The organism is Mesorhizobium sp. M5C.F.Ca.ET.164.01.1.1, from assembly GCF_004792125.1.
In the GTDB taxonomy this organism is placed as follows: domain Bacteria; phylum Pseudomonadota; class Alphaproteobacteria; order Rhizobiales; family Rhizobiaceae; genus Mesorhizobium; species Mesorhizobium wenxiniae.
The window spans coordinates 61,885-76,632 of the sequence record NZ_SRTG01000002.1; the positions used below are offsets into that span (position 1 = coordinate 61,885).

The following is a 14,748-nucleotide window of genomic DNA, read 5'->3' on the forward strand; positions in this document are numbered from 1 at the left end:
GGCTGCCCTTAGCGTGCTTTGTTAAGCGCATGACCCGATTGTGAATTCGGGCCGGGTTGAAGCATGACCCCAAAAAGGCCATGCTTTGCTTGGAAAAGATCGAGTCTACGGCGATCCCGCTGACGCGGGCATGGCTTTGACTGAAAGGGATACGATGCGGCAAGGATTCGCGCACTGGCTGACAGGGCTGGCAATTGTGACGGGCATGGCGATTTCCGGTCTGCCGGCCCTGGCCAAAGAGACCACCGAGCCAGTTAATATCACATCGTTCTCGGGAGCCTATCTTGCCGCGCGGGTAGCCGAAGGCGACAATGATCTCGACAGTGCCATCGCCTACTACAAGCAGGCGCTCGCGTTCGCTCCCGGTGATACCTCGTTGCAGCAAAGCCTGATGCTGTCGCTGATCGCGCAAGGGCGCTTCGAAGAATCTCTGGTCTATGCCGACAAGCTCAAGACGGTTCCCGACGTCGAGCGGTTCTCGCGCCTGGCGCTGGCCGTCGGCTCCTTTAACAAAAAGGATTTCACCAAAGCCGAATACTGGCTCAAGCTTTCGCTCGAATCCGATCTCGACCGGCTGATCTCCGGTATTATGACCGGCTGGGCCAAGCAGGGCGCCGGCGACGCCAGCGAGGCCATGGCCTCCATCGACAGGCTGCAAGGGCCGGACTGGTTCGGCCTCTTCAAATCCTTCCATCGTGCGTTGATTGCGGATGCGTCGGGCCTGCCCGAAAAGGCGGATGCGATCTACGCCGCGACCCTGCAGGACACCGCGACCGGTAGTGCGGCGCCCGAAACATGGATGCGCAATGCGCAGGCCTATGCCTCCTTCCTTGCCCGCAAGGGCGACAAGGACAAGGCGCTGTCCGTGCTCGATCAGGCCGAGGCATTTGCACCCGGTAAGGTCGAGATATCAGCGCTTCGCGACAGGATCACCAAGGGCGAGAAGGTCGAACCCTTCGTTGCCGGCCCGTCCGATGGCGCCTCGGAAATTCTGCTTGATCTCGCCACCGCGCTCAATCGCGGTGGCGGCGAGCCGTTCGTCCGCCTCTATCTGCAATATGCCCTGGCACTGAAGCCCGACAGCGACGCGGCCCTTGTACAGCTAGCCGCCGTTTCCGAGCAGTTGAAGGACGGCGAGGGCGCCATCGCTTTCTATCGCCGCATTCCGGCCAGTTCGCCGCTGAAGGAGCTTTCGGAACTGCAGCTCGGTCTCAACCTTGCCGATCTCGACCGCCATGACGAGGCCATCTCCCATCTGAAAGCCCTTGTCGAAGCGCATCCCGACGACATGCGCGCCTATCAGGCGCTCGGTGGCGTCTATGCCTCGAAGGAGGATTTCCGCTCCGCGGCCGGTCTCTATGACAAGGCGGTAGCGATGCTGAACACCCCGACCCGCGCCGACTGGAACATTTTCTACCAGCGCGGCATCGCCTATGAGCGGCTGAAGGAGTGGCCGAAGGCCGAGCCGAATTTCCGCAAGGCGCTGGAATTGTTCCCCGACCAGCCGCAGGTTCTGAACTATCTCGGCTATTCCTGGGTGGACATGAACATCAACCTCGAGGAAGGCCTTCAGATGATCCAGAAGGCCGTCGACCTCAAGCCGAGCGACGGCTACATCGTCGATTCGCTGGGCTGGGCCTATTTCCGCCTGGGCAGGTTTGATGACGCGGTGCGCGAAATGGAGCGTGCCGTGTCGCTGAAGCCGGAAGATCCGGTGCTGAACGATCACCTCGGCGATGCCTATTGGCGCGTCGGTCGCAGGCTGGAAGCCACTTTCCAGTGGAACCAGGCCCGCGACCTGAAGCCGGATCCCGACGTGCTCGCCGCGTTACAGCAGAAACTGCTGAAGGGCCTGCCACCGATCGAATCCAACACGGCGCAGGAAACCCCGAAGGTCAAGCCCGAACCGGCGCCCGCGCCGAAGGGCTGACCCTTCGCCTTGACGCTTGGCGGGCGGCGCTCTAGAGCCTGATCCCGAAAAGTTGCAGACTTTTCGGACAAGATCATGCGGTCTCATCCAACAGGTGCCGCATCCCGCCGCTCCGTCGAGGCCGCCGTGACCGTTGATATCCCAGCCCATATGCATCCCAGCCGCTCGTTCCAGGGGCTGATCCTGACCTTGCATAACTACTGGGCCGACTATGGCTGCGTCGTACTCCAACCCTATGACATGGAAGTCGGCGCCGGCACATTCCATCCGGCGACGACGCTGCGCGCGCTCGGGCCAAAGCGCTGGAACGCGGCCTATGTGCAGCCTTCGCGCCGGCCCAAGGACGGGCGCTACGGCGAGAACCCGAACCGGCTGCAGCACTATTACCAATACCAGGTTATCCTGAAGCCGAACCCGCCTAATCTGCAGGAGCTTTATCTCGGCTCGCTGGCGGCCATCGGCGTCGATCCGCTTCTGCATGACATCCGCTTCGTCGAGGACGACTGGGAAAGCCCGACGCTCGGCGCCTGGGGGCTGGGCTGGGAGTGCTGGTGCGACGGCATGGAAGTGTCGCAGTTCACGTATTTCCAACAGGTCTGCGGCATCGAATGCGCGCCGGTGGCGGGCGAGCTTACCTACGGGCTGGAGCGGCTGGCCATGTATGTCCAGGGCGTCGACAATGTCTACGACCTAAACTTCAACGGCCGCGACGGCGCCGACAAGGTGACCTATGGCGATGTCTTCCTGCAGGCCGAGCAGGAATATTCGCGGCACAATTTCGAATTCGCCAACACCGCGATGCTGCTTCGGCATTTCGAAGACGCCGAAGCCGAGTGCAAGGCGCTGCTCGAAGCCGGCGCGCCTTTCTCCCCCCTCGAGGGGGAGATGCCCGCGAAGCGGGCAGAGGGGGTTGCCTCAGAAGGCACCGCAAGTAGGACGTCGAGCACTACCCGAGCGACCCCTCCCGGCCAGACTTCGTCTGGCCACCCTCCCCTCAAGGGGGAGGGGAACCACCGCCTGGTATTCCCCGCCTACGACCAGTGCATCAAGGCCAGCCACGTCTTCAACCTGCTCGACGCGCGCGGCGTGATTTCCGTCACCGAGCGGCAGAGCTACATCTTGCGGGTGCGCAATCTGGCGAAAGCCTGCGGCGAGGCGTTTTTGCTGACGCAGGCAGGTGGACTGGCGGCTTAGCTCCAGAGGCAATTTGCGATTTCGACTGAAGCGCTGATTGGCAGTACGGCTTGGCCGCTGGAACCAGCCATCGTCCGCAGCGCCTGTCTAACGCCAGGCATCGTGAACGTGCCATGAGCCTGCGCCGCGAAACAGGCGCTGAGCGCGAGGATCTGCAGGAATGTCGATGCCGTCTTCATGGTCGTTCAGCCAATAGTTCTCTGCCTGAGCGTTGGTCGCTTCAGCGCTGCGTTCGGTTCATGGAAATCTGTGATCCAAGGACGGATAGCCCCGCTTCGACCCGACAGGCAGCGGAATATATTTGGAAATCGTCGGTAAACATGCCGATTGCATGGGGAAGGGTGACAGCAGCCAGCCGAGTTGCTATGCCCCGCCCGGACCATTTTGCCGCGTGAGCACAATCAATGCCCGACCTGCTTTTAGAACTCCGCTCGGAAGAGATTCCTGCTCAGCCGCGTGACCGCAGCGCCGAAGGCGCGAGGACGCGCAAACAGGAAAATGACATGCGGGCGGAGAAACTCTGATGCCGGATCTGTTGCTCGAACTTCGCTCCGAGGAAATTCCCGCTCGCATGCAGCGGAAGGCTGCAGGCGACCTCAGGAAGATGATGACGGACGGGTTGGTCGCGGCCGGGCTGACCTATGAGGCGGCGCGCGAATATTGGACGCCGCGCCGGTTGGCGCTCGACATTCGCGGCGTGACCGCGCGCTCGAAGGACATCAGCGAGGAGATCAAGGGGCCCTCGACCAAGGCTCCCGAACAGGCGGTGCAGGGTTTTCTGCGCAAGGCCGGTCTCTCCTCGATCGCCGAGGCGCATATCCATGCCGATCCGAAGAAGGGAGACTTCTATGTCGCCCATATTGCGAAGCCGGGCCGGGTGGCGGAAGAAATCATCGCCGAGTTGGTTCCAGGCGTCATCCGCGATTTTCCATGGCCGAAATCGATGCGCTGGGGGCCAGCCTCGGCGAAACCCGGATCGTTGCGCTGGGTGCGGCCGCTGCAATCCATCCTCTGCACCTTCGGTCCGGAAACCGAGGAGCCGGTGGTCGTCGATTTCGAGATCGACGGCATCCGCTCGGGCAATGTCACCTATGGCCACCGTTTTCACGCGCCGGGCACAATCATCGTGCGCCGCTTCGACGACTATGCCGCCAAGCTGGAGGCGGCGAAGGTCGTGCTCGACGCCGACCGGCGCAAGGAGATCATCCTTTCCGACGCCAGGAATCTCGCCTTCGCCAACGGGCTCGACCTTGTCGAGGACGAGGGGCTGCTCGAGGAAGTGTCAGGCCTGGTTGAATGGCCTGTGGTGCTGATGGGCGAGTTCGAGCAGGACTTTCTCGCGATTCCGGCCGAGGTGATCCGGCTGACCATCCGCGCCAACCAGAAGTGTTTCGTGACGCGGCCGCAGGGCGTCGGTGAAGAGCTTTCCGACCGCTTCATCCTGACCGCCAATATCGAGGCCAAGGATGGCGGCAAGGAGATCGCCTACGGCAACGGCAAGGTGGTGCGCGCGCGGCTGTCCGACGCGCTCTATTTCTGGAAGACCGACCAGAGCGACCTGCCTGATCTCGACCGGTTGCAGGTATCGGCGGAAAAGTTCGGGCTCGATCTCAAAAAGCCGCTCGACCAGCGCATGGCCCGCCTCGACCATCTCGGCGTCACCTTCCATGCCAAACTCGGCACCCAAGGCGAGCGGGTGGAGCGGATTGCACGGCTTGCTGAGGAGTTGGCGCCGATCGTAGCGAGTTCAATCTCCCGCCTTGAGGGGGAGATGCCAAGTGGTGGCAAAGACGGCAGGCCAGAGGGGGTCGCCCCGCGTGAAGCGCCGGCATCCTCTGTCCGCGATAGAGCGTTGCGTCAGGGCGTACCGACCCCTTCTGTCGCCTTCGGCGACATCTCCCCCTCAAGGGGGAAGATTCCCGCACTCGCATGGCGCGCCGCGGTGTTGGCCAAGGCCGATCTCACCACCGAGGTGGTCGGCGAATTCCCCGAATTGCAGGGCGCTATGGGCCGCAAATATGCGCTGCTGCAAGGCGAGCATCCCTCGGTCGCCACCGCAATTGAGGAACACTACAAGCCGCAAGGTCCATCCGACCGCGTACCGACAGATCCAGTGTCGGTGGCCGTCGCGCTCGCCGACAAGCTCGATACGCTCGTCGGGTTCTGGGCGATTGACGAAAAGCCGACGGGGTCGAAGGATCCCTATGCGCTGAGAAGAGCGGCGCTGGGCGTGGTGAGGATTTTGGTTGAGAATCGTGTCCGGCTTGCGCTGACATCTCTCTTCGACCGCGCTTACCAGTTGGCGAACTATCTCGCGTCGGGACGGCCCTTTAGCGCCGATCTCCTCGCCTTCTTCCACGACCGCCTGACGGTCTATCTCCGCGATCAGGGTGCGCGGCACGATCTGATTGACGCGGTGTTGTCAGCGGGCTCGCGCCCAATCTCCCCCCTAGAGGGGGAGATGTTGGCGAAGCCGACAGAGGGGGGCGCTGTCCCGCCAACCTCTCATCCTGTCGCGCCCCCCTCTGCCCTGCCGGGCATCTCCCCCTCTAGGGGGGAGATTGGCCAATCGCCGAACGACGACCTCCTGCAAATCGTCCGCCGCGTCCAAGCACTTGGCTCCTTCCTCGACACCGAGGACGGCAGGAACCTGCTTGCCGGCACCAAGCGTGCGGCCAACATTCTGGCCGCCGAGGAGAAGAAGAAAACGACGATTGCCGAACGTTTTGAGCCGGCTCTGTTCAGGGAAGAGGCCGAGAAAGCGCTGTTTGCCGCGGTGAATCAGGCCGAGAGAGAAGCCGGCGAAGCGATTCAAAACGAAGACTTTTCCGCCGCCATGCTGGCGCTTAGCGCGTTGCGTGAACCGGTTGATTCATTCTTTGAACGCGTTCTCGTGAATGATGAGGACCAGGCCGTGCGTGCCAACCGCCTCGCACTGTTGGCACGCATCCGGGCAGCGACCGACCAGGTTGCGGATTTCTCGAAGATCGCCGGCTGAGGCTTGGGAAATATTTCTTTCCCAATAGCCGATTCGAGCCGGCTTACAGTCATTTGAAAATGATCTCCGCGTGGCACAAGGGACATGTTCCCCAACCCACGGAGGCTTCCATGAATTCCGCTCGCGACATCGAAGAGACAGAAGAAATCGCCGCCGACGCGCTTGAGCCCGTTTCCGAAACAACCCTCGACGAGGCCGCCGCTGCCGCGATCGAAGCTGCCGATCTGTCTAATGATGATGATGAGGACGGTGACGACGACGAAAGCCAAGCGACGGCTGAGGAAGGCGCTGCAGACGACAAAGCCGCCACCCTCTCGGATGAGGACGAGGAAGACGAAGAAGATGACGACGACGAGGAAGACGAAGACGACGGCGTGAAGGCCGAAGCGTCGGACGCTGACCAAGAGGACACCGACGAAGAGGAAGAGTCGGACGCCACCGACGCGGACGAAGAGGTCGCGGCCTAGGTTTTTTCAGGCGGCGAAATTTTACTCAGTGAACCAGACGGCGCGCGAGCGTCGTCCTGGCCACGGACGGCTATCTGGCCTGGTCGATCTCGGGAATGGGCGTCGGTTGCGGCGTTGCCGGCTCAGGCGGGCTGTTCGTTGCCGTTATCTTTTTGTCGGATTTGGTGGCCGCCCCAGGTGCGGCAGCGGTTGTCGCGGCAGGTGCGGCGCTCGGGGCCGGCTTTACGAAGGCATCGCCGACGATGCCGCCGCGAATGATCATCGGGCTTTGCATGAAATCATGCTTGGGCTTGGGCTGGCTCGGGATCGCAGCAACTTTTTCATAGGTGACATCAGGCACTGGTTCGCCGAGCGCCACGATCGATGGCGTCGAGGGGCTCCCAGCCACCTTCACCGGTTCAGGCGCGCCGAGCTTGACGACGGACGGCGTCGAGGATGGTGCACCGGGAACAACGAAGGACGAAGCGTGTGCTCCGCCCGCCGCCAGAGCGAGACCAAGCGCTCCCAGGATACGCACCCAGACCATGATAGATCCCCTGCCCAACACGCAGGCAGCATACTGTCCGGGAATTGATGCGGGCTTGCGAGGAAAGCTAGCATTTTAGCGATTTAGTAATTCGCTAACGCCCGGACTTGCCCCGTAAACGTCACCGTATTACGCACCCACATCTGTGAGGTCCCACATCTGTGAGGTCCCGCATCTGTAAGGTGATGAGAGTGGCTGAGATACTTGCCGCCGGCGAGGCGATGGAGCGGGCGCTGGCGCTGCTCGAAGGCGGCGATGTCGTCGCCATTCCGACGGAAACCGTGTACGGGCTGGCCGCCGACGCCACCAATGGCGTCGGCGTGGCGCGCATCTTCGAGGTCAAGGGCCGGCCGCGCTTCAACCCGCTGATCGCCCATGTTGCCGATCTGGCGATGGCCGAGCACATCGCGCTGTTCGATTCCCTTTCGAAAAGACTGGCGCAGACATTCTGGCCGGGACCGCTGACGATGGTGCTGCCGCAGCGGCCCGGCAACGGCATTCATCCGCTGGTCACCGCCGGGCTGGATACGATCGCGCTGCGCATGCCGAAAGGCTTTGGCGGCGAACTGATCGCCAGGCTCGGACGCCCGCTCGCAGCGCCGAGCGCCAATTCCTCAGGCAAGATCAGCGCCACGACAGCCGAGGCAGTGGCGGCGGATCTCGGTGCAAAAATCAAGCTGGTGGTCGATGGCGGCGCAACGTCCGTCGGGCTCGAATCGACGATCGTCAAGATCGAGGGCGGAAAGCTGCGGCTGCTGCGACCGGGAGGCATTGCCGCCGAGGAGATTGAAGCGGTCGCCGGCACGACGCTGTCGCGCGGTGCGACGGGCATCGAGGCGCCGGGCATGCTCGCCTCGCATTACGCGCCGGGTGCTGCGGTGCGGGTCAACGCCGCAAAAGTCGCAAAGGGCGAAGCCTTGCTGGCGTTCGGCCCCCGCCGTGCCGAAGGCTGGCAAGGTGCTGCCGCTTTGCGCAACCTGTCGGAGACCAGCGACCTGCGCGAAGCCGCGGCCAACCTCTTTGCCCACATGCAGGATCTCGATCGCAGCGGCGCCAAGACAATCGCCGTCGAGCCGATTCCGTTCGACGGGCTGGGCGAGGCGATCAACGACCGGCTTTCGCGCGCTGCCGCCCCTCGTGACAAGATCGATTGGGCACCATAGTTTCCACCTATGAACGACATAGCCCGGGATATCGACCTCGCCCTCATCGACCGTTTTGCGGCAGTCGTCGGCGACAAATACGCGCTTCGGGACCAGCAGGATATCGCGCCTTATCTCATAGAAAGGCGCGGCCTTTGGCATGGCCGAACGGCGCTGGTGCTGAGGCCGGGCAGCGTCGACGAGGTTAGCCGCATCATGCGGCTGGCGACCGAGACGGGAACGCCGGTCGTGCCGCAAAGCGGCAACACCGGGCTGGTCGGCGCGCAGGTGCCGGATATGTCCGGCCGCGAGATCGTGCTGTCGCTGTCGCGGCTGAACCGCATCCGTGAGATCGACCTCCTCTCCAACACCGTCACCGTCGAGGCCGGTGTCATCCTGCAGACGCTGCAGGAAGCGGCCGACGCCGCCGACCGGCTGTTTCCGCTGTCGCTTGCCGCGCAGGGCTCCTGCCAGATCGGCGGCAATCTCTCTTCCAATGCCGGTGGCACCGGCGTGCTTGCCTATGGCAATGCGCGTGAGCTCTGCCTCGGGGTCGAAGTCGTGCTGCCGACCGGCGAGGTGTTCGACGATCTGCGCAAGCTGAAGAAGGACAACACCGGCTACGATCTGAAGAACCTGTTTGTCGGCGCTGAAGGCACGCTCGGCGTCATCACCGCCGCCGTGCTCAAGCTTTTCCCCAAGCCCAAGGGGCGCGAGGTGGCCTTTGCCGGCCTGTCCTCGCCGGAGGCGGCACTGTCCCTGTTCAGCCTGGCGATGGATCGCGCCGGCGCTGCTCTCACCGCTTTCGAACTGATCGGCCAGAGGCCCTACGATTTTACGCTTCTGCACGCGCCAGGCGTCGTGCGGCCGCTGTCCGGGGATTGGCGGTGGTATGTGCTGATGCAGATCTCGTCGGGGCGCTCGGCGGAGGATGCGAGAGCCCTGATCGAGGAGGTGCTCTCAGCCGGCCTCGAGCAGGGGATCGTCGGCGATGCAGTGATTGCGGCGAGCATCGCGCAGGGCGATGCCTTCTGGAATTTCCGCGAGGTGCTGCCCGAGGCGCAGAAGCCAGAAGGCGCCTCGATCAAGCACGACATCTCGGTGCCGGTGGCGGCCATCCCGCAATTCATCGAAAAGGCGGCCGGCGCCGTTCAATCGGTCAGCCCCGGTGCGCGGGAGGTGTGTTTCGGCCACATGGGCGACGGCAATCTCCACTACAATATCTCCCGGCCGGTCGGCGGCGATGACGAAGCGTTTCTCGGGCTCTATCACGCCATGAACAAGGCCGTGCACGATGTCGTGCGCAGCTTCCACGGCTCGATCTCGGCAGAGCACGGCATCGGCCAGTTGAAGCGGGATGAATTGATCGCGACAGCGCCGCCGATTGGGATCGAGCTGATGCGCAGGGTGAAGACGGCCTTCGATCCGGCCGGCATCATGAATCCCGGTAAGGTTATCTGATTCTTTCGCCGTCTTGTGCCTGGTCGTATTCCGATAACCATCCCCTCGAGATCAGCAAAATTTAACCGACTTTCTTAAGCGCTGCGATAAGAAGCCCGCGCTAATGTTTCTCCACAACGAGGCTGGAAAAACCGGCCCGGAGAACCGGAAGACCGGCTCTCAGGAGAGACAGGAAAGGCACAATATGAACACTGGACTGAAGCCAGTCTGGGCCGGGCGCAACATGCGCCTCGACCCATTCCGCCTGCCGCAGGTGGTGAGCTACGCCACGCGCGACGATTATGGCGACGTTACCTTCACCATCGACCACCGTGGCGCCGTCATTCGCCGCATGCTGGAGATGAGCGGCGTGCCGGCGTTCATCGCTCTGCCCGCCAACGCGTTTCGTGGTGTGGCCGCCCGCGCGATGGAGGATCCGGATGGCAATGTCACGGTGACGCTGGAACTTCTGCACAATGATCCGATGCTGTCGGTGCCGCTGCTGGTGGCCGACGATCTCGAGGATGTCGCCGCCGACTGGCGTGCCTGGGCCGATGCCTACCGTCTGCCGATGCTTCTGATCGAATCGGACGGCATCGCCCGCACGCTGGAGGAATCGCTTGGCGCCGCCATCAAGACATTGCCGGCGCAGAACCGCCGCAAGGGTCGGGTTTCGACCACGCGTCGTCCGCGCTTCCTCGCCCGTCGCAGGGCCGGCGATCTCGGCCTCAGGCTGGTGATTGGCGGCCAGGAGATTATTTCGCGCGAGTAGTCCACATGCGCCTCTTCCTTCTCCCCTTGTGGGAGAAGGTGGCCTCGCGAAGCGAGGTCGGATGAGGGGTGTTCCAGGAAACGCGAACGCCTCATTTCTTCCAACACCCCTCAACCGTCTTGGCGCTGCGCGCCAATCCACCTTCTCCCACAAGGGGAGAAGGGAACGGGCCCCTACACCAGCGGCTTAAGCGCCACCCACAGTGCGCCGCCGATCATGCCGAGGAAGATCAGCCAGCCGACCTGGTTGTTCGATCTGAACAAGAGCATGCACTGGTCCGGATCGTCGATGTCCAGCACTGCGATTTGCCGCGCCATATGCGCTCCGGCGGCGACCAGTCCGGCCAGCGCCGGCACGGGCGCCTGTGCCGACGCGAAGGCGATGGCGAAGCAGACCAGCGCCCCGCCATAAAGCCCGACGAGCCAAGTCTTGGTGTTGTCGCCGAACAGGCGTGCGGTCGAGCGCACGCCGACGATGGCGTCGTCTTCCTTGTCCTGATGCGCATAGATCGTGTCGTAGCCGATCACCCAGAGGATCGAGCCGATATAGAGCATGACGGGCGGGCCGTCGAGATCGCCGAACTCGACCGCCCATCCCATCAGCGCACCCCAGGAAAAAGCAAGGCCGAGAACCAGTTGCGGCCAGTTGGTATACCGCTTCATGAATGGGTAGATGGCGACGATGGCGAGCGAGCAGATGCCGAGCAGGATGGCGAAGCTGTTGAACTGCAGGAGCACAGCGAGTCCAATCAGTGCCTGGATAACGAGAAACGCCCAGGCCTGCCGGCGTGTGACCTTTCCCGCCGGCAGCGGCCGTGAGCGCGTACGTTCCACCTGGTTGTCGATGTCCTGGTCGACCAGATCGTTATAGGTGCAGCCGGCGCCGCGCATGGCGATGGCGCCAATCAGGAACAGCAGCAGGTACAAAGGTGTCGGCAGCAGCGAGAGCAGCGGATCGGTAGGGCGTGAATAGGCACTCGCGGCAAGGGCTGCCGACCACCAGCACGGCCACAGCAGCAACTGCCAGCCGATCGGCCGGTCCCACCGGGCAAGCTGCGCATAGGGCCACAGCCAGCGCGGCAGAATGCGGTAGACCCAGTGGCCGCTCGGCGCATCGGCGACGCGGCCCTGGGCAGCTTTCGATTGGATGGGTTCCATCGTGCTGGAGTGGCAGCAGAGGCGAACGCCGTCAAGCATCAAGCAGGCCGACCCATTCTCGTTCCCGTGTGGAATTGCTTCAAACTCTCCCAAATGTCTTGACCCATCGTCCGGGGCGCAATAGCGCAGTCCTGATCGTGGAATGGCAAGGGATCTGGGCATGCGTGTTTTGTTGATCGGCTCCGGCGGCCGCGAGCATGCGCTGGCCTGGAAGATCGCGGCCTCGCCGCTGCTGACGAAGCTTTACGCGGCCCCCGGCAATCCGGGCATCGGCCACGAAGCCGAGCTGGTGACGTTAGACATTGCCGATCATGCGGCGGTGGCCCGGTTCTGCACGGAGAAAAACATCGACCTCGTCGTGGTCGGGCCGGAAGGGCCGCTGGTTGCCGGCATTGCCGACGACCTCCGCGCCGCGAACATTCGCGTCTTCGGCCCATCCCGGGCGGCGGCGCGGCTGGAAGGCTCGAAAGGCTTCACCAAGGACCTCTGCGCGAAATACGATATCCCGACCGCCGCCTATGGCCGCTTCGGCGACTTGGCGTCGGCCAGGGCCTATGTCGAAAAGATGGGCGCGCCGATCGTCATCAAGGCCGATGGCCTCGCCGCCGGCAAGGGCGTCACCGTCGCCAAGACGTTGGCCGAGGCGCTGGCCGCACTCGATGCCTGTTTCGACGGGTCCTTCGGACAGGCCGGCGCCGAGGTGGTGGTCGAGGAGTTTCTCACCGGCGAGGAGGCGAGTTTCTTTTGCCTGTGCGACGGCGCCACCGCGTTGCCGTTCGGCACCGCACAGGATCACAAGCGCCTCAGTGACGGCGACATCGGCCCGAACACCGGCGGTATGGGGGCTTATTCGCCGGCTCCGGTGATGACGCCGGAGATCATCGACCGGACCATGCGCGAGATCGTCGAGCCGACCATGCGCGGCATGGCCGAACTTGGCGCACCGTTTTCCGGCGTGCTGTTTGCCGGGCTGATGATATCAGGCGAGGGGCCGAAGCTGATCGAATACAACACCCGTTTCGGCGACCCGGAATGCCAGGTGCTGATGATGCGGCTGAAGGACGATCTCCTGGTCCTGCTCAACGCTTCTGCCGACGGCCAACTTGCACATACCTCGGTGCGCTGGCGCGACGAGGCGGCGCTCACCGTGGTGATGGCGGCAAGCGGTTACCCCGGCACGCCGGAAAAGGGCTCGGTCATCCGCGGCGTCGAAGAGGCCGCGGGCGATGGCGTCGAGATCTTTCACGCCGGCACCGCCATCAACAGCGGCGCGCTGGTCGCCAATGGCGGCCGTGTGCTCGACGTCACGGCTGTCGGCGGCACGGTCGGCGAGGCGCAGAGACGAGCCTATGCCGCGCTCGACCGGATCGATTGGCCGCAAGGTTTTTGCCGCCGCGACATCGGCTGGCAGGCCGTCGCGCGCGAGCAGGCGCGCTGACGCCGAACGGCTTTCAACTTTCAGCGCTGGCGATGGTCGAACTCGGTTGATGCGGTGCTGACCGGATCGCCGGCGGCGGGCGTGGCTTCAACCGCTGATGCCAGGTGCTTTTCGTTCCGCGTCCAGGCCACATATTCGGCAATCCCGCGCGGAAGGCGCAGCAACGTCTTCACAGCAGGCATTTGAAAGTTGCTGCGGAACTTGGCCCAACGGGCGCTGAACATGGCGGTCATTTCGGTGAAGGTCGGTGGTGCCACCACGGTGGCGTAGGTGATGGCATTGCCCGCAAGGCCGGCCTCGCGCGAGAGAGGCACCGGTATCGAGGCAAGGTAATCCGGCTGCACATCGATCAGGCCGCCGAAAGGCCATTGCGCGCGCAATGTGGCGGCATCCATCGGTGCGACATTGACGTCGATATCGTTCGGCGTGCCGGCCACCCGGTAAGGACAGCGGAACCGGCCGCAATTGGCTTTTGCCGAGAACTGCCAGAGTGCGTAGCCTTGCCAGTTGCCCATCGGAAAATGCACGCCGATGTCCGGCTTGTAGCGCGCATACCAGAGCGGCAGCCGCGACAGGAGCCGGTATTTGTACTTGTTGTCGGCGATGTGCCTGGCGGTCTTGCCGTTGGTGTAGAGCACCGGAAAGCGGCCCAGCCGCCGATGCACATGGCGGACGAATTCCTCTGCATCCTCGAGCGACATCCATTTCGTGGGGTCGTCATCCTCGATGTCGAGGGCGAGCAGGTCATCCGGACCAGGTTTCGCGAAGTTGAGGAAATTATTGGCCTGTCCCACGGGGTTGCCGGGGCGGGCGAGATGGTAAGCGCCCCATTTCAGGCCGAGCGCCTTGGCCACCACCTTGCGCGTCTGGAACAGTTCCTGTGCCACCGCATGGCGCTTCCACAACGCCTTGCAGAGCCGCGTCTCGGTCTCGTCGCCGAAACAGAAATAGGCTGGCGGCATCCCGTCGGACGCCTTGTTGATGAAGCCAACGATCCGCTTGTCGGTCGCAAGTCCAGCCCAATCGATGGAATTGTATTCGTAGGCGTCGATCACCAGCGCCCGGTTGGCATCCTTCCACGGCTCGGAGAAATCCGAGGCTTTTGCCGGCCCCGACGCCATTGTCATCGCAGTCGCGACGACGAGGGGCCCTAGACGGCGAAGAGGATGCGCCGGCGGCTTCAAACAGCAGATCCTTGCTGGCCAAAGCCTAATCCTGAACCGCCATGGTTAAGGAAATGCTTTCGGCCGCCCGCGGCGAATGCCGCAATTCTGCCGGTGGTGGCTTTGCTGGTCATCAACGGCGGGAGAGCGGTTGGGTCTGGAGCGGGTCGGGCACCGGCGCTTGCGGCAGCGTTCCCTCGGCCTCGCGTTTGCGGTTATGGGCCAGCGAGCACTGCGGCGAACACAGCGTGCCGCGATCCGACCAATAGGCGGCGCCGTCCTCGATCTTGCCCCGATAGTGACGAAAACCTGCCGCTCGATAGGGCAGGCCGCATTCGATGCAGCGATACGCGTCAGGTCTGGCGAGCACGGGCGGTCCGATCCGGTATTCTTGATCTGTCGCCGGTCGAGCTGTCCGGCTTTGCCGATTTTAGCTTGAACAGCTCCAATTGCAAAATCCGCGTGACAAAATTTGACGTTTACGTAAAAAGAAGGTGGGAGAGGTGACCCAAAAAGCAGAT

12 protein-coding genes and 1 pseudogene are annotated in these 14,748 nt (G+C 63.2%); 9 read left to right on the forward strand and 4 right to left on the reverse strand.

Going from position 1 to position 14,748, the window contains the following annotated elements:
• The first annotated feature begins 154 nt into the window (after positions 1–154).
• The 5 genes and pseudogenes from EN807_RS17085 (at position 155) to EN807_RS17105 (ending at position 6,589) form a co-directional block, all read left to right on the forward strand.
• Complete coding sequence (locus EN807_RS17085; RefSeq protein ID WP_135935950.1) at positions 155–1,930, forward strand: tetratricopeptide repeat protein; 1,776 nt, start codon at positions 155–157, stop codon at positions 1,928–1,930.
• Positions 1,931–2,056: 126 nt separating this feature from the next.
• On the forward strand, positions 2,057–3,124 hold the full coding sequence (locus tag EN807_RS17090) for a glycine--tRNA ligase subunit alpha (RefSeq protein ID WP_246684233.1): 1,068 nt from the start codon (positions 2,057–2,059) through the stop codon (positions 3,122–3,124).
• A 523-nt stretch (positions 3,125–3,647) separates the two neighbouring features.
• Positions 3,648–5,549 (forward strand): annotated as a pseudogene (gene glyS / locus EN807_RS17100) (glycine--tRNA ligase subunit beta); the annotation flags it as partial.
• A 36-nt stretch (positions 5,550–5,585) separates the two neighbouring features.
• Entirely contained in the window at positions 5,586–6,122 is a 537-nt protein-coding gene (locus EN807_RS37645; RefSeq protein WP_348640250.1) for a DALR anticodon-binding domain-containing protein, read from the forward strand.
• Between the two features lie 110 nt (positions 6,123–6,232).
• Positions 6,233–6,589 (forward strand): ATPase (modular protein), encoded by a 357-nt coding sequence (locus tag EN807_RS17105; RefSeq protein ID WP_135935954.1) that lies wholly within the window; start codon positions 6,233–6,235, stop codon positions 6,587–6,589.
• A gap of 70 nt (positions 6,590–6,659) precedes the next feature.
• Here EN807_RS17105 and EN807_RS17110 read toward each other — a convergent pair whose 3' ends face one another.
• The gene (locus tag EN807_RS17110) at positions 6,660–7,115 is read right to left on the reverse strand and encodes a hypothetical protein (protein ID WP_135935955.1); all 456 of its coding nucleotides are present in this window, start codon (positions 7,113–7,115) and stop codon (positions 6,660–6,662) included.
• 191 nt (positions 7,116–7,306) lie between these two features.
• Here EN807_RS17110 and EN807_RS17115 point away from each other — a divergent pair, with 191 nt between their 5' ends.
• From EN807_RS17115 to EN807_RS17125, 3 genes are all read left to right on the forward strand, one after another.
• Entirely contained in the window at positions 7,307–8,278 is a 972-nt protein-coding gene (locus EN807_RS17115) for an L-threonylcarbamoyladenylate synthase (protein WP_189522475.1), read from the forward strand.
• Positions 8,279–8,287: 9 nt separating this feature from the next.
• Positions 8,288–9,718, forward strand: a complete 1,431-nt coding sequence (locus tag EN807_RS17120; protein ID WP_135935956.1) for an FAD-binding oxidoreductase — start codon at positions 8,288–8,290, stop codon at positions 9,716–9,718.
• A gap of 184 nt (positions 9,719–9,902) precedes the next feature.
• A complete protein-coding gene (locus tag EN807_RS17125; RefSeq protein ID WP_135935957.1) occupies positions 9,903–10,469 on the forward strand; it encodes a DUF6101 family protein in 567 nt (188 codons plus the stop codon).
• Between the two features lie 173 nt (positions 10,470–10,642).
• Here the strand turns inward: EN807_RS17125 and ubiA are convergent, their stop codons facing one another.
• Positions 10,643–11,626 carry a 4-hydroxybenzoate octaprenyltransferase gene (gene ubiA, locus EN807_RS17130; protein ID WP_135936469.1) on the reverse strand — a complete coding sequence of 328 codons (984 nt, stop codon included), beginning with the start codon at positions 11,624–11,626 and terminating at the stop codon, positions 10,643–10,645.
• A 160-nt stretch (positions 11,627–11,786) separates the two neighbouring features.
• Here ubiA and purD point away from each other — a divergent pair, with 160 nt between their 5' ends.
• The gene (gene purD, locus EN807_RS17135) at positions 11,787–13,064 is read left to right on the forward strand and encodes a phosphoribosylamine--glycine ligase (protein ID WP_135935958.1); all 1,278 of its coding nucleotides are present in this window, start codon (positions 11,787–11,789) and stop codon (positions 13,062–13,064) included.
• A 20-nt stretch (positions 13,065–13,084) separates the two neighbouring features.
• On the opposite strand, the gene EN807_RS17140 is transcribed toward purD, so the two are convergent.
• The gene (locus EN807_RS17140; RefSeq protein ID WP_189522521.1) at positions 13,085–14,185 is read right to left on the reverse strand and encodes a GH25 family lysozyme; all 1,101 of its coding nucleotides are present in this window, start codon (positions 14,183–14,185) and stop codon (positions 13,085–13,087) included.
• Positions 14,186–14,360: 175 nt separating this feature from the next.
• The gene (locus EN807_RS17145; protein WP_135935960.1) at positions 14,361–14,597 is read right to left on the reverse strand and encodes a hypothetical protein; all 237 of its coding nucleotides are present in this window, start codon (positions 14,595–14,597) and stop codon (positions 14,361–14,363) included.
• Between the last annotated feature and the right edge of the window lie 151 nt (positions 14,598–14,748).

Bases quoted from the DNA above. Each gene is read 5' to 3' on its own strand.
- EN807_RS17110 (WP_135935955.1), bottom strand. From the start codon at position 7,115: ATGGTCTGGGTGCGTATCCTGGGAGCGCTTGGTCTCGCTCTGGCGGCG.
- EN807_RS17125 (WP_135935957.1), top strand. From the start codon at position 9,903: ATGAACACTGGACTGAAGCCAGTCTGGGCCGGGCGCAACATGCGCCTC.
- EN807_RS17105 (WP_135935954.1), top strand. From the start codon at position 6,233: ATGAATTCCGCTCGCGACATCGAAGAGACAGAAGAAATCGCCGCCGAC.
- EN807_RS17140 (WP_189522521.1), bottom strand. From the start codon at position 14,185: ATGGCGTCGGGGCCGGCAAAAGCCTCGGATTTCTCCGAGCCGTGGAAG.
- purD (WP_135935958.1), top strand. From the start codon at position 11,787: ATGCGTGTTTTGTTGATCGGCTCCGGCGGCCGCGAGCATGCGCTGGCC.
- EN807_RS37645 (WP_348640250.1), top strand. From the start codon at position 5,586: ATGTTGGCGAAGCCGACAGAGGGGGGCGCTGTCCCGCCAACCTCTCAT.
- EN807_RS17120 (WP_135935956.1), top strand. From the start codon at position 8,288: ATGAACGACATAGCCCGGGATATCGACCTCGCCCTCATCGACCGTTTT.
- EN807_RS17085 (WP_135935950.1), top strand. From the start codon at position 155: ATGCGGCAAGGATTCGCGCACTGGCTGACAGGGCTGGCAATTGTGACG.
- ubiA (WP_135936469.1), bottom strand. From the start codon at position 11,626: ATGGAACCCATCCAATCGAAAGCTGCCCAGGGCCGCGTCGCCGATGCG.